Below are 20,555 nucleotides of genomic sequence, written 5' to 3'. Positions count from 1 at the left end.
TCCGGCGCGTCTGACCGGGTTCACGCCGCGACCCTGGCGAGGGGACCGTCGTCGTCCGGTGACTCGGGGTCGAACGCGGCACCGTCCTGTTCGAGCATGCGCTCCGACGGCCCGACCGGGTCGGCGTCGTCGAGTCCGTGGTCGATCCCGGAGTCGTTCCCCTGGTCGGCCCCTGGGTCGACCCCGTCCTCGTCCTCGCGGTCGGCACCGGCCTCGTGCTCGGTGTCGTGCTCGTGCCGCGGGCCGTCGAGCGCCGGAGCAGCGACCAGGCCGCCGCCGTGCACCTCGCCGGTCCGGGGGTCGACGCCCCGCACCCCGCCGTGCCCGGACGTCGTGTCGTTCACCTGCCGCGGCACCCGGACCCAGTTGCTGATGCCCCAGGCCAGGTCGTGCCCGATGCCGTCGGCGTCGATCTCGACGGACGTGCCACCGCGACCGTCGCGCTCCCAGGTGCGGATCCGGACACGGCCGGACACGACGATGCGGTCGCCCTTCTTCAGGGACTTGAACACGTTCGACGCGAGGGAGCGGAACGCGGTGACGGTGTACCAGTTGGTCGCACCGTTGACCCAGGCGGCGCTGGCCCGGTCCCATCGGCGTGACGGTGAGGCGAGGCGCAGGCTCGTGATGGCGATGCCGGTCTCGGTGACGAGGTGACGGGGTTCCGTGGCGACGATTCCGCAGACGGTGATGATGTCGTTCATGCGTCGATCGTCATCGAGCCCGGGGCTGCCGAAGCAGCCCCGGGCTCGATCTGTGGCGTGTGGACCCGATCAGGCGACCTGTGGAGGACGAGTCCCCCGGGCCTCCTGTCCGGCCCTGGACCGCTAGTGCGCTCGGAACTCGGGCCGCGCCGCGAGCGGCCCGAGCGCGGCGTGGACCGCGCCCTTCGCCGACTCGAGCGACGGGTAGAGCCCGCCGGTGCGCCCTCGTCCGTAGAGCTCGACCTGGAAGCCGTCCGCGGCACGGTGGATGCTGCCCACCGCACCGGCCGGACCGATCGCGACCCAGGTCCCGGTGTTGTTCGTCATCGTTCGACCACCTCCTCGTGGCCCCGACGCCCGAGGATCAGGACGCCAGGATGTACTGACTGTAGGCCTTGCGGACCTTGTTCACCTTGGGCAGCGCGACTGCGAGGCAGTAGCCCTGGCCGGGGTTCTTCGCGAAGAAGTCCTGGTGGTACTCCTCCGCCGGGTAGAACGTCGTGAGCGGTTCGATCGTGGTGACGATGCCGCCGTCCCAGATCTCGGATGCGCGCGCGATCGCCTGCTCGAACAGCACGCGCTGCGCGTCGTCCGCCGGGAACATCGCCGACCGGTACTGCGTGCCGACGTCGGCGCCCTGCCGGTTCAGCTGCCGCGGGTCGTGCAGCGTGAAGAAGACGTCGAGGATGACGTCGGCCGGGATCACCGTTTCGTCGAACGTGACCGCGACGGCCTCGGCGTGACCGGTCGACCCGGTGCACACCAGCTCGTACGAGGGGTTCTCCACCCGACCGCCGATGTAGCCGGACTCCACGTCCTGCACCCCCTGGAGCGTGCGGTACACGGCGTCGAGACACCAGAAACATCCACCTGCGAGCACGAACGTGGTCATGGCCACAACCTACCTCCCGGAGTCCGGCAGCGGATCGAACAGCGGACGGCCCGCACAGGGGACATCCCCTCCACAGCGCGCTGCGTCCGTCCCACCGTCCACGATGCGCCGGCAGAGCCCCGGCGTGTCGGTGGTGGCCCGTAGCGTCGGGACCACACCGACCAGGAGGCCACGATGCAGACCACGACCGAACCCGCACTGCGGATCCGCTCCGTCCCGCTCTCCCGGTCGCGCGGCGACTACCGCATCCTCGACGTCCGCGACGACCTGAGCCGTGTGACCCGCGCCAACGGCGAGATCGTCGGGTACGTGGACCGCATCGACGTCGCCGGGGACACCGCCTACCGCGCTCGTCGCTACGTCGCCACCGAGCGTCGGTTCGTCGAGCTGCCGAACGTGTGGTCGGCAGACGACGCCGTGGACTGCCTCCGTTGGTCATGATGTTCCAGATTGGAATCATCTGGGGTCGGATGTGCGGAACGCCGTTCGTCCTCCCCGGGGCCTGACCGTTTCGTGAGTATGGTGCGCGCATGGACTGGTGGAACGACCTGACCGACTGGACTGCGTCCGACGACGGGTGGCGGGTGATCTCGGGTGCCGTGATCCCCTTCGTCGCCATCGTCGTCGCCGGCGTGATCGCGGCGCTCATCGGACGGGGTGCGACCAAGCGGGTCGTCGCCCTGCAGGAGCGTGAGTCGAAGAACGCCGCCGTCTCGGCGATCATCTCCGCGGCGCGCAAGGCCGCTGCCTGGGGTTCGCTCGGGCACGACGAACGCAGGTACGCGGACCACCTGGCAGAGGACGCCGACATCCGGCTCCGGCTGCTCCCCGTGCAGGGTGCGCCCCTCGCCGCCAGCTGGGCGCAGCACGAGATCGCCGACATCAAGAAGAACTCGTCGACCTTCAGCTTCCAGGCCGACCAGTCGCTCGCCGAGTTCCGCGACCGCCTGCTCGAGTGGCAGGCCCGCCCGGGTCGCGCCCGCAAGCTCTTCAAGGCCGACCTCGAGCGCTGGAAGTTCGAGTCCCCCGACCCCGACGCCGACCTGATCAAGCGCCAGCAGGACTGGAACGCCGACCAGAACGGCACCGCCCGACCGCAGAGCCCGACCCCGGCGGCTCCCGCCCCGGCGGCTCCCGTCGAGCGCCCCACGCCGACGACGACGTCCCTGCGTCCGGCGCAGCGATCAGCAGGAGCTCCCGCCTCCGCACCGTCGACCCCGGCCAACGCCGGGTCGGCCCCCGCCGGCGGCGCCCCCGCTGCCTCCGCTCCCGCAGCTCCCGCAGCTCCCGCAGCTCCCGCCGCAGGACCCGAGTTCTCGGTGACCCGAGGTGGGTCGGACGCCAACGCCACCCGGTCCTACGGCGAGAACACCACCCGCGTCTACGGCGACGACACCGCGCCCCCGGTACGCCCGGCACTCGGCACCCCCACGTCACCCACACGCTCGACCCCGAGCCGCGGGACCGACGACACCGAGGTCGTGGACGACGACGCCGTCACCAAGGCGTTCGGCGACTCCGACCGGGCGACCCCGGCCCGCAGCTCCGACCGTCCCGCGTCGTCCGCAGTGGTGACGCCGTCGCCGACCTCGGCCGACGCGCACGTCAACCGGACCCCCGCCAACGACGTCCCGACGGCCCAGGCGTCACCGGCTGCTCCGTCGTCCTCGGCTGCCCCGGCGTCCGCCCCGGCCCCGAAGGTCGAGACCCCGGGTACGACGAACACGACGTCCATCCCGACCCGCATCACCCAGGCCCCCGCGGAACCGACCGACGCGAACGAGACGTCCGAGGCGCCGTACACGCAGCCGATCAGTGCCGCCGAACTCCGCCGCCGCGCAGCGGACGACGACGAGTAGCGGGCCAGGACACCCAGCACCCGCACGAACGAGCAACGGGCCGCCATCCGATCGGATGGCGGCCCGTTCGCGTCGTGCCCCCGGCAGGAATCGAACCCGCGGCACGGTGGGTAGAAACCACCTGCTCTATCCACTGAGCTACGGAGGCGAGCGACGTCGATTCTAACCGGGACCCGCCGGTCGAGCGGTTCCGGAACGGTTCGGCCCGCGTCTGCCCGCAGTTCGCCTCCGGGACACCCGCACTTCGTACCGTCCGGGAGATGCACTCCTCTCCCACCGTCCTCGCCGTCGTCCCCGCGCGCGCCGGCTCGAAGGGCATCCCGGGCAAGAACCTGCGGACGGTCGCCGGCCGGTCGCTCGTCCGCCGGGCCGTGGAGTCGGCGCGGAGCGCGGCACTGATCGACGCCGTGATCGTCACGACCGACGGCGACGCCATCGCGGCGGAGGCACGAGCAGCCGGTGCCGACGTGGTCCGACGGCCGGCCGACCTCGCGGGCGACGAGGCGTCGTCGGAGTCCGCGCTGCTCCACGTGCTCGACGAACTCGAGGCCGCGGGCACCGGGCTGCCCGAGGTCCTGGTGTTCCTGCAGGCGACCTCGCCGTTCATCGACCCGGACGACCTCGACACCGCGATCCGGCGCGTCTCGGAGGGGCACGCCGACGTCGTGTTCGCCGCGGCGCCGTCGCACGCGTTCCTGTGGCGCGTCGCCGCGGACGGTTCCGCCGTCGCCGTGAACCACGACGCCGCCACCCGTCCGCGTCGCCAGGACCGCGCGGCCGAGTACCGCGAGACCGGCGCCTCGTACGTCATGCGGACCGATGGCTTCCGGCAGCACCGGCACCGCTTCCACGGCCGCGTCGAACTCATCGCCGTCGACCCCGCCGGCGCGATCGACATCGACGACGAGACGGACCTGATGGCGGCCGAAGCCAGGTCCGAAGTCGCGGCCGACGCCACGGCCGGCGCCGTCGCTCCCCAGACCCCGGACCACGACCCATCCCCGACGCGGGCAGCCCCCGCACTGAACGGAGCACCATGACCGTCACCATCGGCACGTCCACGATCGGCGCGGGCCACCCCGCGTACCTCATCGGCGAGATCGGCCTCAACCACAACGGGGACGTCGACATCGCCAAGCAGCTCATCGACGTCGCAGCCGACGCCGGGCTGCAGGCCGTGAAGTTCCAGAAGCGCACCCCGGCCATCGCCACCCCGGAGCACATGAAGAACACGCCCCGCAGCACCCCGTGGGGCGAGATGACCTACCTGGAGTACCGCTACCGCGTCGAGTTCGACCGCGACCAGTACATCGAGATCGGCGACCACGCGACCCTCCGTGGTCTCGACTGGTTCGCGTCGCCGTGGGACGAGCCGTCCGTGGACTTCCTCGAGGACCTCAACGTCGTCGCGTACAAGATCGCCTCGGCATCGGTGACCGACCTCGGGATGCTCGCCGCCGTCGCCGCGACCGGCAAGCCCGTCATCCTGTCGACGGGCATGTCGACCCTCGAGCAGATCGACGCCGCCGTCGACGCCCTCGGCACCGACCGTCTCGTGCTCATGCACGCCACGTCGACGTACCCGCTCCCCGCCGAGGAGGCGAACCTCCGCATGATCGACACCCTCGCCCACCGCTACTCGGGCGTGCCGGTCGGGTACTCCGGCCACGAACCGGGCCTGCAGATCTCGATCGCCGCTGTGGCCCTCGGCGCGACCGCGGTCGAACGGCACATCACGCTCGACCGCACGATGTGGGGCTCGGACCACGCGGCCTCGCTCGAGCCGCACGGCCTGAAGACCCTGGCGCGGGACATCCGCATCATCGAGACGGCACTCGGCGACGGCGTCAAGAGGATCTTCCCCGGCGAGCAGGCACCGCTCGCGAAGCTGCGTCGCGTCGGCGCGTGAGCGGAGCGCACGTGCGCGGCGCACACGTGAGCGGTGCACACGTGCGCGGCCCGGTCGACGGGACCCGCGCCCTGGACGCGCCGGCTGACGGGGGTGCGCCGAGCAGCGGACGGGAGGCGCGCCTCCCGTCCGACGCGTCACCACGCGTCCGACGCGTGGTCGGCCTGGTCGACACCGATTCGTTCGCGAAGTGGGGTGCGCACCTGCTGGCGACGGCCCCGGCCGACTGGGACCTGGAGCTGCGCACCGTGGCGACCCCGCGGTCTGCGAGTCCGGAACAGCTGCGGTCGGCGTTCCGCGGACTGGACCGGCGGCTCGCCCACCTGCGCCACGATCCGCCGGCACCGAAGGACGTCGACGCCGTCGTCGAGGAGCTCCGCGTCGACCCGCCGGACGCCGTCCTCGTGTCGTTGATCGGCCCCGTGGCCGAACTCGTCATCGACGAGGTGCACCGGCGGATCCCGGACCGGCCGGTGCTGGTGTCGGGACTGCCGGGGATCTCGTTCCCGGCGAAGTGGAAGGGCATCTTCTTCCGCGCCCGAGCCGACTTGTTCGTGCTGCACAGCCACCGCGAGGTCCGGGCGTACGACGAGATGGCGCGCGAGGGCGGGGTGCAGCCGCACTTCGCGCTCGCCACGCTGCCCTTCGCGCGGAGCGCGACCGCCAGCGCGACCACCGGCGCCAGCGCGACCACCGGCGCCAGCGCGACCACCGGCGCCAGCGCGACCACCGGCGCGAGCGCGCCCGTCCGTGACTCCGTCGTCTTCGCCGCCCAGCCGAGTGTCCCGCTGGAGCGCGCCGACCGGGCCCTCGTGGTGCAGTGGCTCGTCGCGACCGCGCGGCAGCACCCGGAGTGGCGCGTCGTGATCAAGACCCGCGCGGCCGCCGGCGAACACCAGACGCACCGCGAGGAACACCCCTACCCCGACCTCGTGCCGGCCGACGCCCCGGCGAACCTGGTGGTCGAGAGTGGGCCGATGGCCGAGCACCTCGACCGTGCGGTGGCCCTCGTGACGATCAGCTCGACGGCGGTGCTCGAAGCGGCTGCCCGTGGTGTGCCCGCGCTGACCCTGACGGACTTCGGCATCGGACGGCACCTGATCAACGAGGTGTTCGTGTCGAGCGGCCTCGAGGGCGACTCGGTCGACCTGGTGGACGGCCGGTTCGGCACGGTCCGACCGAGCTGGATGCGGGACAACTACTTCCACCCGACCTCGGAGGACGACTGGCAGCAGCGGCTGACCGAGCTCATGGCACGGCGGGACGCCGGGGCGCTCGTGGACCGCGAACCCGCACGCCGCAGCCGGGGCGGCGTGCTGCGCCGGGCCTGGGAGCGGAAGAACGCCCTCGGCGGTGCGGACCGCTCGACGCTCGGCTGGCTCGCACTCGCGATCGGGGCCCCGATCCGCACGGTGAAGCGGCTGGCCCGGAAGGCGAGGGCGCTGGTCGACCCGCCGGAGCCGGTCGTGGTGGCGGCGCCGACGTCGCAGCGCGCGGCGGGCGCGGGCCGCGTGGCGGGCGCTGGCGGCACGGTGGGCGCCGGGTCAGAGCGCCTTGGCGATCGCCAGCAGGAGCTGGTCTCGGGTGGGGACCCCGGGTGAACGGAAGACCTCGGCTCCGTCCTCCCGCCGCACGATGATCGTGGGCGTGGAACGGATGCCGAGGTCCTCCGCGTCGTCGGGGTACGACGCCACGTCACGTTCGGTCACGGCGAGCCCGGGGACGAGTGCCGACGCCTCGGCCGACACCCGTCGGGCGGCGGCGCACGGCGCACAGAAAGCGGACGTCCAGAGGTCGAGCTGCATGTGACCGTGCAACACGGCGGCGAGGGGTTCTACTCCCGGTCGAACTCGCCGCTGCGGTCGCCGCGATCGGCCAGGTCGTCCACCGGGTCGGACTCACCCGGCTCGTAGGTGAACTCGACGGAGATCTGGTCGAGGACCTGCCGCGACTTGGTCGCACGGTACGTGAAGGCCGTCTGCAGGCCCTCGACGTCGGCGAACACCGTGACCTCGTCGTCCAGCGCGTCGCTCGTCGCGGTGCGGGTGTCGGTCGTGCCGTCGAAGGGGCCGCCGTGGAAGATCGCGGTGTACTCGTCGCCTTCGTGGATGGTGATGTCGCTCATGCGTCCCTTCTACCAGGCGGTGCCTGTTGCGGTCTGTTGCGCATTGCATAGCATGGCTATATAGTTCAGCTATGGAAACAACGCGTGCGCAGACGATCGAGACGCTCCTCGTCTCCGTCAACCGCCTGATCCGCAGCGCCGTGCAGTCGACGGGCAACACCACGTCGGCCGCGGTCTGGCGCACGCTCGGCATCCTCGAGTCCGACGAGCCGCTCCGACTGGGTGAACTCGCGGTCGCCTCGCGCGTGGCGCAGCCCACGATGACCCGGCTCGTCACCGGCATGCTCGCCGACGGCCTGGTCTCGCGCAGCGTCGACCCCGACGACTCCCGCGGGCAGCTCATCGAGATCACCGACGCAGGCCGCGCACGACTCACCGCCTGGCGCGCCACGCTCACCGACACGGTCGGCCCGCTGTTCGCCGACCTCACCGACGACGACTGGGACGTCCTGCACCACGCGGCCGTCCTGATCGCACAGCGCACGAACACCACCACCCCCGCGACGTCGTCCACCGGGACGGCACCGACCAGAACGGAGACCACCGCGTGAACGCCCACGCACCTGCCGGCCAGTCCGGCTCCATCCTCAAGCAGTCGTCGGCGGTCTGGGCGATCGCGTTCGCCTGCGTCGTCGCCTTCATGGGCATCGGTCTCGTCGACCCGATCCTCCCCGCGATCGCTGCGTCGCTCAAGGCGACCCCGGCGCAGACCGAACTGCTGTTCACGAGCTACCTGGCGGTCACCGGCGTCGCGATGTTCTTCACCAGCTGGGTCTCGAGCCGCATCGGTGCGAAGCGCACCCTGCTCATCGGTCTGGCGCTCATCGTCGTGTTCTCGGTCCTCGCCGCCACGTCGAACAGCGTGTGGAGCATCATCGACTTCCGCGCCGGCTGGGGCCTCGGCAACGCACTCTTCATCTCCACCGCGCTGGCCACCATCGTCGGTGCGGCATCAGGCGGCACCGACTCGGCGATCATCCTCTACGAGGCAGCACTCGGTCTCGGCATCGCCGTCGGTCCGCTCGTCGGCGGCCTGCTCGGATCGGTCAGCTGGCGCGGTCCGTTCTTCGGCGTCACCACCCTGATGGCCGTCGCGTTCATCGCCATCGTCGCCCTGCTGAAGACCGGCCGCCTCGAGAAGCCCACCCCGACGAAGCTCTCGGCACCGTTCCGTGCCCTCGGCCGTCCCGCGCTCGCCGCACTCGCCGCGACCGCGCTGTTCTACAACATCGGCTTCTTCGTCCTGCTCGCCTACACGCCCTTCCCGCTCGGCTTCGGCGCGCTCGGCATCGGCTTCACGTTCTTCGGCTGGGGGCTCGGTCTCGCGATCACGTCCGTCTGGGTCGCGCCGATGCTCACCGCCCGTCTCCGCCGGACGACCGTGCTGAAGATCGCGTTGCCCTTGCTGGCGCTCGACCTGTTCGCCGCGGCCGTCGTCGTGGACTCGCAGGTCGGCCTCATCATCTGCGTCATCGTGGGCGGACTCGTCCTCGGTGTCCTGAACACGGTGCTCACCGAGTGCGTGATGGAGGCCACGGACCTGCCCCGATCGGTCGCCTCGAGCGCCTACTCCGCCGTCCGCTTCATCGGCGGAGCCATCGCCCCGCCGGTCGCGACCCTGCTCGCCGACGCGTTCGCTCCCTCGGCCGCGTACGTGTTCGCCGGAACGTCGGTCGCCGTCGCGTTCGTCGTCGTCCTCTGCACCACGAAGGTCCTGCGCCGCGTGGACGACGGTGCCGAGCCGGAGCGCGTCGAGGTCGAGGCCATCGGCGCCGGAGAGATGTCCTAGTCGCGGGCCCCTCCTTCCCCTTCCAGCCCCGCGAGCCCCGCGAGCCCCGCGAGCGGGCGAAACACCCGGGTGCCCGGCAACGCGGCCCGGGCATTTCGCCCGCTCGCGGTGGGCGCACTGATCGCGAGCGGCTCGGAGGCCCGGCACCCGCCCGACGGACCGGCACCGGGCCTCCAGGCCGTCACCGCAACCGCGGCGCAAGCCCTCTCGGCACATCCGCGCGTCTGCGCGTCTGCTCGCCTGCTCGTCTGCGCGCCTGCGCGCCTGCGCGCCTGCGCGTTCGCGCGTCTGCTCGCCACGCGCTCGTCGAGCGGGCGAAACACCCGCGTGCCGCGCGACGCAAGCCTGGCATTTCGCCCGCTCGCGGTGGGTGCACGGGGCGCGACCGGCCTGGAGGCCCGGCGCCCGCCCGGCGGACCGGCTCCGGGCCTCCAGGCCGTCACCACCACCGCCCCGCGCGCCACCGCCCCGCGCACCCCGCGTCGAGCGGCCTGCCGAGCGGGCGGAACACCCGGGTCGCCCCGCCGCACGACCGCGGCATTTCGCCCGCTCGCGCGCTCGGCGGACGCCGCTGCGCCGCCGCGCACGGGGCGCACGCGGGCCGGGAATAGGATCGTGCACATGGCAACCGCGAATGACCGCCTCGTCTGGATCGACTGCGAGATGACCGGCCTCGACCTCGAGGTCGACGAACTCGTCGAGGTGGCCGTGGTCATCACCGACTTCGACCTCGAGCCCGTGCACCCCGGATTCGACATCGTCATCAAGCCGGACCAGTCCGCGCTCGACAACATGAACGAGTTCGTGACGAACATGCACGTCACGTCAGGGCTCATCGAGGAGATCCCGAACGGCGTGAGCCTGGCGGACGCCGAGTACCAGGTGCTCGAGTACATCCTCGAGCACGTCCCGGCAGAGGGCACCGCTCCCCTCGCCGGCAACACCATCGGCACCGACCGGGCGTTCCTGTCGAAGTACATGCCCCGCGTCGACGGCCACCTGCACTACCGCAGCGTCGACGTCTCGAGCATCAAGGAGCTCTGCCGCCGCTGGTTCCCGCGCGTGTACTTCAACTCGCCGGAGAAGCACGGCGGGCACCGCGCGCTCGCGGACATACTCGAGTCGATCCGCGAGCTCGAGTACTACCGCCGCGCCGGCTTCGTCGCCGAACCCGGCCCGACCACCGACGACGTCCGCGCCGTCCAGGCCGAGGTCGTCGAGAAGTGGGAACCGCGCCTGGCACAGCCCGCGGCCGAGTGACGACACGGGTGGTCGGCACCACCCGCGGCATGTACTACTATTGAGTGGTCGCGCCGGTCCGCCGGTGTGTGCATGGTGGATATAGCTCAGTTGGTAGAGCGCCTGGTTGTGGTCTAGGAGGTCGCGGGTTCGAGACCCGTTATTCACCCAGAACAGAAGGCCCCGGTCCGTTGGATCGGGGCCTTCGTCGTTTGGGCGCTTCTCGGCGTCATGTGAACTACTTGCAGGGAATATCACGCAATGGATATCCTGTTCCGATGCACACCCGAACCCTCCGCTCCGACGTCCAGGGGCTCCGCGGCATCGCGGTGGCCGCAGTCGTCCTCGACCACGCCTTCCACTGGCCGAGCGGCGGGTTCCTCGGTGTCGACGTCTTCTTCGTGCTCTCCGGCTTCGTCATCACGGCCGGTTTGCTGCGCGAACGGGCACGGAGCGGTCGGATCGACCTGCGCGCCTTCGCGGTCCGACGGGTGCGTCGTCTGGCGCCGGCCGCGATGCTCGTGCTCGTCACGACCACCGCGGCGGCGTGGGTACTGCTGCCCGCCACACGCTTCGGGTCGGTCGCGACGGACGCCCTCTGGTCCGCACTCGCGGTGCAGAACTGGCGGCTCGCATCCGAGGGGACCGACTACTTCGCCGCGACGACCTCGGCGTCGCCGTTCCAGCACTTCTGGTCCCTCGGGGTCGAGGAACAGTTCTACCTGGTCCTCCCCGTCCTGATGCTGCTCCTGCTCGGGCGCTCGGCCGGCACCGGGCGCAGCGCCGAGGTCGGACGGGCCGGCCTGACGACCGTGGTGATCGCCGTACTGACCATCTGTTCACTGGCGTGGGCCTTCCTCGCGGTCACCCGCGATCCCGGCGCGGCGTACTTCTCGACGGCGACCCGCGCCTGGGAACTCGGCCTCGGCGTCGTGGTGGCCCTGCTGGTGCGGCGAGGACGCGCACTGCGCCCGTTGCTCGCCGAGGTCCTGGTGGTCATCGGCTCCGTCGCGATCATCGTGTCGATCGTCATCGGACGTGAGTCGATCGGCGTCCCGGCTCCGCTCGCCGTCGTCCCGACGATCGGCACCGCCCTGGTCCTGATCGCGGGCACCGGAGGACCCCGAGGTGTCCGAGCTGCGGCTCCGCTCCGGTGGCGGCCCCTCGTCGGGCTCGGCGCGATCAGCTACTCCCTCTACCTCTGGCACTGGCCGTTCATCGTCCTGCTGCCCCTGTTCACCTCGCTGCCGATGCCCGCGATCGTGGCGCTGTCCCTGCTGGCCGCGATCGCCAGCTACGCGACGGTCGAGACCGCCTTCCGACACCGCGGACTCGTGTCGACGCTGCGTGAGAACCGTCTGCGGCTCCAGCTCGGCGGACTCACCGTCCTGACCGTGCTGACGCTGATCACCGTGTCCGGCACCGCGGAACGACTGAAGCCGCTCCCCGCGGTGCCTGCCGCGGCGGCCGATGCAGGTCCGGCCGAGGACGACGACGCCTTCCCCGCGCTCCGGGCGCGTGCCGATGCCGTCGCCGCAGGTCTGGCCGCGCGTGCGTGGCCGGACACCCTCACGCCGAGCGCCGACGCCATCAGCGCGGCCGGCTACGCGGACTCGCTCACCACCGCCTCGGACTGGGCGTCGACCATCGGGTGCTCGCGGATCGGCGCGGACTGGCGTGCCGCGGGCTGCACGTGGGGCCCGGAGGCGGAGACCAGTACCGACATCGTGCTCGCCGGCGACTCGACGGGGGCGTTCTCGGCGCCGGGATGGCGTGCCCTCGCCGATGTCTCCGAGGCCGGCGTCCGGGTCCGCAACGCCGCAGAGATCGGCTGCCCCTTCTCGACGACCGCGCTCCGATCAGACGCCGCGACGTGCGCCACGCACAACGCCGAGGTGCTCGCCGAACTCGAGCGGACCAGGCCGGACGTCCTCGTCGTCACCAACCGGTTCTGGGACGAGAACGACCCGAGTCTGGAGTCGATCGACCAGGACGCCTACCAGGACGGCATCCGCGAGATGATCGAGGCGGCCCGCGTCCACGTCGGTCGCGTCGTCGTGGTGCCGGCGACGCCGCCGGGCTACGCCCCCACGAGCTGCACCGCAGGCACCAAGGGCCCTCAGGACTGCCTGACCAGCGACGGCGTCGCCCGCTCGCAGATGCGCGCGCTCACCTCGGCGCTGCGCGGCGTCGAAGGCACCGAGGTGCTCGACACGACCCCGCTCTGGTGCGCCTTCGGGTCCTGCCCGCTGCTCATCGGCGACGTCCTGACACGCTTCGATCCCGTGCACGTCACACCCGAGGCATCGCACGCGTCGGCACCGGCGCTGCTCGAGCTGCTCCGTCAGCAAGGCATCCTGCCGGGTGTGGCACGATCGACCCCGTGATGGAGATGTCCGCCGACGACTTCGAGCAGCTCGTGACCGCCGAACTCGACCTCCTGCCCGACGAGATGGTCGACGGGCTCGACAACGTGGTGTTCGTCGTCGAGGACGAACCGGAGGGAGGCGAAGAGCTGTTCGGCGTGTACGACGGCATCGCGGCGACCGAGCGCGGGCAGTACGGCTTCGGCGAGCTGCCCGACCGGATCGTGGTGTTCCGCAAGCAGCACCTGGCCGAGTGCGACACCCTCGAGGAACTCAAGGACGAAGTGCACACCACGCTCGTCCACGAGATCGGGCACTTCTACGGCATCGACGACGAGCGCCTGCACGAGCTCGGCTGGGCGTAGCGGGCGCCGCCCCTCAGAACCGCGTCGGCCCCACCTCGTGGTACTTCTCCCACGCACCCACCGGCCCCCGCCCGTGCAGCGCGTACTCCCCCACGAGCCGCTCCTTGTAGACCGCCGGGTTGTGCGACGCCACCACGCGCGCGTTCCGCCAGTGCCGGTCCAGCGCGCGCGTCCGGTCGGCAGCTGACGCCCCACCGACCTCGAACAGCTCGGACGCCGACCGCAGCACCCGCGGCCCGATCTCGACCTGTGCCTGGTACACGGCGTTCTCGGCCGCGTCGAGCAGCACGCGGTCCACGCCGACCCCGGGTTCGTTCGTCGCGACCACGGCGTCGAGCAGTCCCGCCGCGGCGGCGACCAGTGACCGGGCGGTGAAGGCCCCGCTCGACAGCCGACCGAGGACCGCCAGGACCTGCGGGTCCTCCCCCGGCGTGGCCGCGTTCGCGTGGATGTACGTGCGGGTCCGTGGTCGGACGAACGCCACGGCGTCGTCGGACGCCGCCTGCCCGATCCCCGCGAGGACCGCCAGCAGGTACAGCTGGTAGAAGGCCTGGATGTGCGAGAGCGGGGCGTCCCGGTACGCCGACACCGCAGCGGGGTCGACCGGCACCCCGTCGAACACGGTGGTGCCGGACGCGGTCAGCCGCTGCCCGAAGCCGTCCCAGTCGTCGACGCTCGTCACGCCGGGTGCGGTGGCGTCGACGGCGAACGTCACGCGTTCCCCGTCGCGGTCCGCCGCCAGGTAGATCCAGTCCGCGTAGAGCGTGCCGGTCGAGTAGAACTTCCGACCGTCGAGGCGGAGGGAACCACCGGCCGGCGTCACCGTCGTCGAGATGTCGGCCAGGGTCGTGCCGGTCCGCTCCGAGGTCGCGTTCCCGATGATCGCGCCGTCGACGATCCGGTCGAGCCACTCGTCGCGCGATCCGGAGTCCGGCCGGAGCAGCACGAGCTCGGTGTACCCGAAGTGTCCCCGCCACAGGTGCGCGATGTTCGAGTCCGCCGCCGCCAGGTCCGCCACCAGCTGCACGAGTTCGACAAGGGTCACGCCGAAGCCGCCCCGGTCCTCCGGCACGCGCAACCGTCCGAACCCCGCGTCAGCCAGCGCGCGGACCTCGGCGTGCGGCAGCGGCCGGTCGCCGGGAGCACCGGAGGCGAGCTCACGCTCGACCGCGCCCTCGCGGATGGTCGCGAACACCGGTGCGAAGCGCGCCCGCAGCGTGGCCAGGCGGTCGGCCGGGAGGCCCGGTGTGCGCCCGTCGGTCGTCGTCGCGTCCGTCATGCGGGCACCTCCACGGCACGGGGTGCGTCGTCCGGGTGGGCCGCGGTCGCGCCGCTCGCGCCACCGGAGAACGCGCCGCGCCACTGCCGGGCGGGGTGCGAGTCGGGCAGCTGCGCGTGCCCGAAGAGCTTCTCGCGCAGGGTGCCCGCGCGGTACTCGGACTGCATCAGGCCACGCTCCTGCAGGGTCGGGGCGATGTGGTCGACGAACTCCTCGTACGAACCGGGCAGCGTCCAGTTGATGACGTTGACGCCGTCGACGCCGACCCGCTGCCAGTCGGCGAGCTCGTCGGCGATCTGCTCCGGCGTGCCGACGACCCGGGCGCGGAGCTTCGCGGACAGGCGTGCGAGGTCGGCGATCGTGGGTTCGCGGTCGCCGGCGGCCTCACGGAGCCACTGCAGGTGCGACTGCCCGGCGTGGGTGCGGACCTCGGACAGCGGGGTGTCCGGATCGAGGGCCTCGCCGGTGTCCGGGTCGAAGCCGAGGTTCGAGTGCACCAGGAACCCGTCGGCGGCCAGGTACTCGTCGATCTCCGCTTCCTTGGCCTTCGCCTCGGCTTCGGTCGAGCCGGTGACGAACGTCAGCCCGAGGAAGAACGCGATGTCCTCCCGCTGGCGGCCCGCGGCCTGGGCGAGGTCGCGGGTCTCGCGGATGAGCTGCTCGGTGGCGTCCCGGTTCGAGGTCAGGATGAACTGGGCCTCGGCGTTCCGTGCCGCGAAGGCCCGACCGGCGGGCGAGGAGCCGGCCTGGAAGAGCACCGGCGTGCGCTGCGGGCTGGGCGCGCTGAGGTGCGGACCCTGCACGTCGTAGCGGGTGCCGTGGTGGTCGATGCGGTGCACCTTGTCGGGGTCGGCGTAGCCGCGGACCGGGTCCTTCAGCACGGCGCCGTCCTCCCACGAGCCCTCCCAGAGCTTCGTGCAGACCTCGAGGTACTCCTCGGCCCAGACGTAGCGCTCGTCGTGCTCCTCGAGCCGGTCGGCGCCGAAGTTGCGGGCGGCGCTGTCGAGCGCACTCGTGACGACGTTCCAGCCGATGCGGCCCCGCGTGATGTGGTCGAGCGTGGAGACCCTGCGGGCGAAGTCGAACGGGTGCGCCTGGATGACGCTCGACGTGAACGCCAGGCCGAGGTGCTCGGTCGACACGGCGAGCGCGGAGAGCAGCATCGAGGGGTCGTTCGAGGGGATCTGCAGTCCCTCGCGCAGGTTGGTCGAGTAGTCGCCGCGGCCGGGACCGTAGGTACCGACGACGTCGGCGAAGAACACGGCGTCGAACTTGCCGCGCTCGAGCGTCTTCGCCAGGTCGGTCCAGAGCGTCACGTTGTCGAAGTCGGCCTGGCGGGCGTCCGGGTGCCGCCACAGGCCGTGCTGGATGTGCGACGTCGTGTTCATGACGAAGGCCGCGAAGCGCAGCGGACGGTTCGGTGCATCGCTCATGCGTCCCATCGTGGTCGGCGGGCACCGCCCGACGACAGCGACGTGACCTTCCGTTACGCGCGGTGTTCCCCGCGGCCCTGGAGACGACCATGCTCCTGAGGCATGCCGACCCCGAGTACCGTCACCGCGCCTCCCGGCCCTCCCGCCGCACCGTCGACCACCGCGACCCGCCGTCGCGTCGCCCTGGCCTCGTTCGTCGGCACGACGGTCGAGTACTACGACTTCTACCTGTACGCGACGGCATCCGCCCTGGTGTTCGCGCCGACGTTCTTCCCGTCGGTGACGCCCGCCGTCGGCGTGATCGCGTCGTTCGCGACCTACGGGGTCGGCTTCGTCGCGCGGCCGCTCGGCGGGGTGATCGCCGGCCACCTGGGCGACCGCATCGGACGCAAGAAGCTGCTCGTCGCGTCCCTGGTGCTGATGGGCATCGCGTCGACGCTGATCGGTGTCGTGCCGTCGGCAGCGAGCATCGGTGTCGGTGCCGTGGTCGCGCTGGTGTTCCTGCGGCTGCTGCAGGGCGTCGCGGCCGGCGCGGAGTGGGGCGGGTCGGCGCTCCTGTCCGTCGAGCACGCACCCGAGCGGCACCGCGGGCTGTTCGGGGCGTTCACGCAGATGGGGTCGGCGGGCGGGATGCTGCTCGCGACCGGCGTGTTCACCCTGGTGCGCTCGCTGCTCGGCACCGAGGTGTTCCTCGCCTGGGGGTGGCGGCTGCCGTTCCTGTTCTCCGCGGTGATCGTGGCGGTCGGCCTGGTGATCCGGCTCGGCGTGCAGGACGCTCCGGTGTTCCAGGAGCTGCGGGCCTCCGGCGGGGTCGAGCGGTTCCCGGTCTGGCAGGCGATCCGGCACCACCCGCGCGCGATCCTGGTGACGGCCGGACTGCGCCTGGTGCAGCCCGCGCTGTACTCGATCCTGACGACGTACTCGCTGACCTACCTCGCGGCCGTGCGGGGACCGTCCGGCTCCGATGCGGGGTTGCAGGCCGTGCTCGTGATCTCGGCGGTGTCGCTCGTGTCGACGCCGTTCTGGGGCTGGCTGTCCGACCGAGTGGGTCGCCGCGTGCTCACGATCTGGTCGGCAGTGGGCATCGCGGTGCTCATCTGGCCGTTCTTCGCGTTCCTCGACGCCGGGCCGCTCGTGCTGCTGCCGCTCGTGGCGCTCATCGGGATGTGCGTGTTCCACGACAGCATCTACGGGCCGCAGGCAGCCTGGTTCGCGGAGCAGTTCCCGACCGGGCGGCGGTACTCGGGGATGTCGCTCGGGTACCAGATCGGGTCGATCTTCTCGGTGGGACTGACGCCGCTGCTGGCCGCGGTGTTCGTGGAGCTCGGTGGGGGCTCGCCGTGGATCCTGTGCGGGTACCTCGGGGTGTACGCGGTGCTGACCATCGTGGCGGCGGTGTTCGCGGTGGACCCCGCTGCGCGGGCGCGTGCGGGCGCGGGCGGCGGCACGGCCCGAGTTTCGCGGTGAGCGACAGTTCTCGCGCTCGTGCGTGCGTGATCTGTCGCTCAGCCCGAGACTCGGCGCGGCACGGCCCGAGACTCGGGCGACCGCGCTACGTCCGCAGCACTACGTCGGTTAGGGACGCCGGGTCCTCGGCGGCGATGAAGTCCTGCTCCTGCGCCGCCCACCGGTCCCACTCGCGCGCGAAGGTGTCGCCGTCGCGGCCGATCGCCCGGTCCCACCGGACTGCGTCGTCGGCCTCGAGCCACACCGCCAGCGAGGCGAGCGCCACCGACGCCCGGGACACCGCCCCGCAGCCCTCGATCACGATCGGCATGTCGGGGTCGACGGCGGTCCACTCCGCAGGACCGTCGGTCGCCCAGTCCCACCGGCGGTACCCGCTGGGTGCGCCGAGCACGTCACGGACCACGGCGTCGGCCGCCGCGCGCAGTCCGTCCCACCCCGGGTAGACGTCGTCGAGGTGCACGACCTGCGCTCCCAGCAGCCGGGCGAGCTGGTCGCCGAGGGTCGTCTTGCCGGTGCCGGAGCGGCCGTCGACGAGCACCACGCGGCGCCCTCCCGACGCCGCCGCGGCGCCGGCAGCGGCTGCGGCGACACCCGCGGCGAGACCGTCGCCGCTCGCCGCCTCGGTCGCATCAGACACGCCAGGTCCCCGCTGCCACCGCGACCGCGATCGACACCACGCCGATCCCGACGAGCACCGCGACCATCGCCCACTCCGGCCCCGCGAACCGCGCGACCCGCGCCCACGTCCGTCGTCCGGGAGCCCCGAACCCACGCGACTCCATCGCCACCGCCAACGTCGTCGCGCGACGCAGTGCCAGGACCAGCAGCGCGAACGCCATCGATGCCCCACGCCGCAGCCGCCCGGTGTCGGCAAGCCCCCGAGCTCGCCGCGCCATCGCGAGCTGCCGCCAGTCGTCAACGAGCAGCGTCATCATCCGGATGGCCGCGAGCGCTCCGAGCACGAACCGCGCGGGCAGTCGCAGCACCTGCGCGAGCCCGTCGGCCAGGTCGGTCGGGTCGACGCGCACGAACAACGCGACCGCGGGCAGCCCCACCGCGAGCACGCGCAGAGCCGTTGCCAGCGCGAGCGTCAGCGACCCGTCGGTGACGTGGGCGAAGCCGAAGTCGAACCACTCCCGCCCGGAGGGTCGTCCGTACAGCGCGATGCTCACCGCCGTGAGCGGCACGGCCACCAGGACCGGGGACACCCGCAGCAGCAGGGTCCGCACCGGCAGCCGCAGGAGCGGCAGCAGGGCGAGCTCGAGGGCGAGGGCGACGGCTGCGGACACGACGTCCAGGCTCAGCACGAGGCACACGCCGAGTGCGAGGACGCCGACGAGTGCGGCGACCGGTTGGACGGCGCGGACGCCGCGGTGGTGGTCGGTCGCGGGGGCGGTCGCGGTCGTTGCGTCTGTTCGGTCTGGAGGCGCGGTTCGGCTCGACGTCGTCGGCACCGTCGCCGGGGTGGGCGCCGTCGCACCCCCCTGGTCGCGTTCCGCGCGCCCTTGGTCGCCGTCCACACGCTGGGTGCCGTCCACACGCTGGGCGCCGTCCGCCGCGAGCGCGACCTCCTCGGCGTCGAGTGCACGGATCAGGTCGCGGTCGTGCGTGACGGCGACGATGGTGGTGCCGGCGTCGGCGAGCGCTCCGAGGTGCCGGACGACGGCGTCCCACGTGGCGCGGTCCTGCCCGGAGGTCGGTTCGTCGAGCACGACGACGGGCGGCCGGGCGGCGACCACCGCGGCGATGGCGAGCCGTCGCTGTTCGCCGCCGGACAGCGTGAAGGGGTTGGCGTCGGCGAGGTGGGCGAGGCCGAACTCGCCGAGGAGCGCGTCCGCCCGGTCCGCGGCGTCCGGCGTGCCGAGCGCTCTGGGGCCGGCCTCGACCTCTTCGCGGACGGAGCGGGCGACGAACTGGTGCTCGGGGTCCTGGAAGACGGTGCCGATGCGGGCGGACAGCTCGCGGCTCGACCAGGTGTGCGGTGCGGGGTCGAGGCCGGCGGCGAGTTCCGTCGTCGCCGAGAGTTCCCCCGCGGCCGGAGGCAGGAGCCCCGCGAGCGTGAGGCCGAGCGTCGACTTGCCGATGCCGTTCGGTCCCGTGACCGCCAGGACCTGACCGGCTCGGAGCTCGAGGTCGATCCCGCTGCCCACCCGCTGCCGCTTGCCGCGGGCGGTCCCGAGGTCCCGGGCCTCGAGCAGCGCCGCGCCCACCCCCGCGCCCTTCCCCGCGCCGAGCGGGCGAAATGCCGCGGTGCCCTCGGCGGCCGACCCGGGTGTTTCGCCCGCTCGCGCAGCGGCACGGCGCCCGCGGGCCGCACCACGTCCGGGCTCGGCGCCGGGCACCCACACCCCGGCCGCGGTGAGCGCGGCGCCGTGGTGGGCGAGGACCTCGGCCGGGGCGCCGTCCGCGACGACTCCGCCGCCGGGTGCGAGCAGCACGAGCCGGTCGACCAGGTCGAGCCAGGTGCCGATCCGGTGCTCCACCACGAGCAGGGTCGCCCCGGTCTCGTCGAGCAGCGCCCGGACGGCGTCGTGCACCTGGAGCACGCCGGCCGGGTCGAGGTTCGCGCAGGGTTCGTCGAGCACGAGGGCTCCCGGACGCATCGCGAGCACCCCGGCGAGCGCCAGCCGTTGCCGCTGGCCGCCGGACAGCATCGCGGTGGAACGGTCGAGGGGCAGGTCGAGCCCGACGACCTCGAGGGCGGACCGCACCCGCGCCCAGGTCTCCTCGCGCGGGACGCCGAGGTTCTCACAGCCGAACGCCACGTCGTCACCGATCCGCGACATCACGGTGTGCGCTTCGGGGTCCTGCATGACGAGGCCGACACGCCCGCGGACCGCGCGGGGGTCGGCACCGTCGACCAGGACCGAGCCCTGCGCGGAGGCAGCCGTGTCGTCGGTGGCGTCGGGTTCGTCGGGCAGGACGGCGGCGACCGCTCGGAGCAGCGTCGACTTGCCGGAGCCGGACGGTCCGACGATCGCGACCCGCTCCCCCGGCTCGACGCTCAGGTCGACACCGCGGACGGCCCACTCGGCGCGTTCGGGGTAGCGCCACCCCCAGCCGCGGAACGCGATGCGTGCGGCGCGCACGCCGACGGCGCCCGGGGACGTCGACGACGGAGCGGACAC

Annotated in this window: 20 protein-coding genes and 2 tRNA genes; 12 read left to right on the top strand and 10 right to left on the bottom strand. The window is 72.4% G+C overall.

All coding sequences use genetic code 11. The features are described 5' to 3' along the window. Positions 1 to 20: 20 nt before the first annotated feature. The 3 genes from KZI27_RS06960 to msrA all read right to left on the bottom strand — a co-directional run bounded on the left by KZI27_RS06960 (position 21) and on the right by msrA (position 1,596). Positions 21 to 704 (bottom strand): single-stranded DNA-binding protein, encoded by a 684-nt coding sequence (locus KZI27_RS06960; RefSeq protein ID WP_222660158.1) that lies wholly within the window; start codon positions 702 to 704, stop codon positions 21 to 23. Between the two features lie 123 nt (positions 705 to 827). Continuing rightward, positions 828 to 1,031 carry a methyltransferase gene (locus KZI27_RS06955; protein ID WP_111086793.1) on the bottom strand — a complete coding sequence of 68 codons (204 nt, stop codon included), beginning with the start codon at positions 1,029 to 1,031 and terminating at the stop codon, positions 828 to 830. A gap of 37 nt (positions 1,032 to 1,068) precedes the next feature. Further along, positions 1,069 to 1,596 carry a peptide-methionine (S)-S-oxide reductase MsrA gene (gene msrA, locus KZI27_RS06950; protein WP_222660156.1) on the bottom strand — a complete coding sequence of 176 codons (528 nt, stop codon included), beginning with the start codon at positions 1,594 to 1,596 and terminating at the stop codon, positions 1,069 to 1,071. Positions 1,597 to 1,770: 174 nt separating this feature from the next. Here msrA and KZI27_RS06945 point away from each other — a divergent pair, with 174 nt between their 5' ends. Continuing rightward, complete coding sequence (locus KZI27_RS06945) at positions 1,771 to 2,037, top strand: hypothetical protein (RefSeq protein ID WP_222660154.1); 267 nt, start codon at positions 1,771 to 1,773, stop codon at positions 2,035 to 2,037. Positions 2,038 to 2,126: 89 nt separating this feature from the next. After that, complete coding sequence (locus tag KZI27_RS06940; protein WP_222660153.1) at positions 2,127 to 3,455, top strand: hypothetical protein; 1,329 nt, start codon at positions 2,127 to 2,129, stop codon at positions 3,453 to 3,455. A gap of 75 nt (positions 3,456 to 3,530) precedes the next feature. Here the strand turns inward: KZI27_RS06940 and KZI27_RS06935 are convergent. Beyond that, a tRNA-Arg gene (locus KZI27_RS06935) sits at positions 3,531 to 3,603 on the bottom strand. 112 nt (positions 3,604 to 3,715) lie between these two features. Here KZI27_RS06935 and KZI27_RS06930 point away from each other — a divergent pair. The 3 genes from KZI27_RS06930 to KZI27_RS06920 are packed head-to-tail and all read left to right on the top strand — an operon-like array spanning position 3,716 to position 6,965. After that, complete coding sequence (locus KZI27_RS06930; RefSeq protein ID WP_222660151.1) at positions 3,716 to 4,495, top strand: cytidylyltransferase domain-containing protein; 780 nt, start codon at positions 3,716 to 3,718, stop codon at positions 4,493 to 4,495. Continuing rightward, positions 4,492 to 5,364, top strand: a complete 873-nt coding sequence (locus tag KZI27_RS06925) for an N-acetylneuraminate synthase family protein (protein WP_123313424.1) — start codon at positions 4,492 to 4,494, stop codon at positions 5,362 to 5,364. Before KZI27_RS06930 ends, KZI27_RS06925 begins: the two co-directional genes overlap by 4 nt. Further along, positions 5,361 to 6,965: a DUF6716 putative glycosyltransferase gene (locus tag KZI27_RS06920; protein ID WP_222660149.1), complete on the top strand. Its 1,605-nt coding sequence runs from the start codon at positions 5,361 to 5,363 to the stop codon at positions 6,963 to 6,965. Before KZI27_RS06925 ends, KZI27_RS06920 begins: the two co-directional genes overlap by 4 nt. On the opposite strand, the gene KZI27_RS06915 is transcribed toward KZI27_RS06920, so the two are convergent. Next, a complete protein-coding gene (locus KZI27_RS06915; RefSeq protein WP_123313641.1) occupies positions 6,909 to 7,169 on the bottom strand; it encodes a thioredoxin family protein in 261 nt (86 codons plus the stop codon). The genes KZI27_RS06920 and KZI27_RS06915 overlap by 57 nt on opposite strands. 29 nt (positions 7,170 to 7,198) lie before the next feature. After that, the gene (locus KZI27_RS06910) at positions 7,199 to 7,489 is read right to left on the bottom strand and encodes an oligoribonuclease (protein WP_123313422.1); all 291 of its coding nucleotides are present in this window, start codon (positions 7,487 to 7,489) and stop codon (positions 7,199 to 7,201) included. 71 nt (positions 7,490 to 7,560) lie between these two features. Here KZI27_RS06910 and KZI27_RS06905 point away from each other — a divergent pair, with 71 nt between their 5' ends. The 6 genes from KZI27_RS06905 (at position 7,561) to KZI27_RS06880 (ending at position 13,248) form a co-directional block, all read left to right on the top strand. After that, positions 7,561 to 8,040 carry a MarR family winged helix-turn-helix transcriptional regulator gene (locus KZI27_RS06905; protein WP_123313421.1) on the top strand — a complete coding sequence of 160 codons (480 nt, stop codon included), beginning with the start codon at positions 7,561 to 7,563 and terminating at the stop codon, positions 8,038 to 8,040. Continuing rightward, complete coding sequence (locus KZI27_RS06900) at positions 8,037 to 9,278, top strand: MFS transporter (protein WP_222660147.1); 1,242 nt, start codon at positions 8,037 to 8,039, stop codon at positions 9,276 to 9,278. The genes KZI27_RS06905 and KZI27_RS06900 overlap by 4 nt, the downstream gene beginning before the upstream one ends. A gap of 621 nt (positions 9,279 to 9,899) precedes the next feature. After that, the gene (gene orn / locus KZI27_RS06895; RefSeq protein WP_205464185.1) at positions 9,900 to 10,538 is read left to right on the top strand and encodes an oligoribonuclease; all 639 of its coding nucleotides are present in this window, start codon (positions 9,900 to 9,902) and stop codon (positions 10,536 to 10,538) included. 75 nt (positions 10,539 to 10,613) lie between these two features. After that, a tRNA-His gene (locus KZI27_RS06890) sits at positions 10,614 to 10,686 on the top strand. Positions 10,687 to 10,795: 109 nt separating this feature from the next. Beyond that, complete coding sequence (locus tag KZI27_RS06885) at positions 10,796 to 12,904, top strand: acyltransferase family protein (RefSeq protein ID WP_222660145.1); 2,109 nt, start codon at positions 10,796 to 10,798, stop codon at positions 12,902 to 12,904. Further along, the gene (locus KZI27_RS06880; RefSeq protein ID WP_222661239.1) at positions 12,904 to 13,248 is read left to right on the top strand and encodes a metallopeptidase family protein; all 345 of its coding nucleotides are present in this window, start codon (positions 12,904 to 12,906) and stop codon (positions 13,246 to 13,248) included. Before KZI27_RS06885 ends, KZI27_RS06880 begins: the two co-directional genes overlap by 1 nt. A gap of 13 nt (positions 13,249 to 13,261) precedes the next feature. Here KZI27_RS06880 and KZI27_RS06875 read toward each other — a convergent pair whose 3' ends face one another. Then, the gene (locus KZI27_RS06875) at positions 13,262 to 14,527 is read right to left on the bottom strand and encodes an acyl-CoA dehydrogenase family protein (RefSeq protein WP_222660143.1); all 1,266 of its coding nucleotides are present in this window, start codon (positions 14,525 to 14,527) and stop codon (positions 13,262 to 13,264) included. Continuing rightward, on the bottom strand, positions 14,524 to 15,960 hold the full coding sequence (locus KZI27_RS06870) for an LLM class flavin-dependent oxidoreductase (protein ID WP_222660141.1): 1,437 nt from the start codon (positions 15,958 to 15,960) through the stop codon (positions 14,524 to 14,526). Before KZI27_RS06870 ends, KZI27_RS06875 begins: the two co-directional genes overlap by 4 nt. A 102-nt stretch (positions 15,961 to 16,062) precedes the next feature. Between KZI27_RS06870 and KZI27_RS06865 the strand changes: the two genes are divergently transcribed. After that, positions 16,063 to 17,427, top strand: a complete 1,365-nt coding sequence (locus KZI27_RS06865; protein WP_222660140.1) for an MFS transporter — start codon at positions 16,063 to 16,065, stop codon at positions 17,425 to 17,427. Positions 17,428 to 17,512: 85 nt separating this feature from the next. Here the strand turns inward: KZI27_RS06865 and KZI27_RS06860 are convergent, their stop codons facing one another. Both KZI27_RS06860 and KZI27_RS06855 read right to left on the bottom strand, forming a co-directional pair. After that, the gene (locus tag KZI27_RS06860) at positions 17,513 to 18,064 is read right to left on the bottom strand and encodes an ATP-binding protein (RefSeq protein WP_222660138.1); all 552 of its coding nucleotides are present in this window, start codon (positions 18,062 to 18,064) and stop codon (positions 17,513 to 17,515) included. After that, the gene (locus KZI27_RS06855) at positions 18,057 to 20,555 is read right to left on the bottom strand and encodes an ATP-binding cassette domain-containing protein (RefSeq protein ID WP_222660136.1); all 2,499 of its coding nucleotides are present in this window, start codon (positions 20,553 to 20,555) and stop codon (positions 18,057 to 18,059) included. Before KZI27_RS06855 ends, KZI27_RS06860 begins: the two co-directional genes overlap by 8 nt.

Origin of the sequence: Curtobacterium sp. TC1 (assembly GCF_019844075.1) — a bacterium.
Taxonomy (GTDB): Bacteria; Actinomycetota; Actinomycetes; order Actinomycetales; family Microbacteriaceae; genus Curtobacterium.
This window is presented reverse-complemented; position numbering and strand designations above follow the sequence as displayed.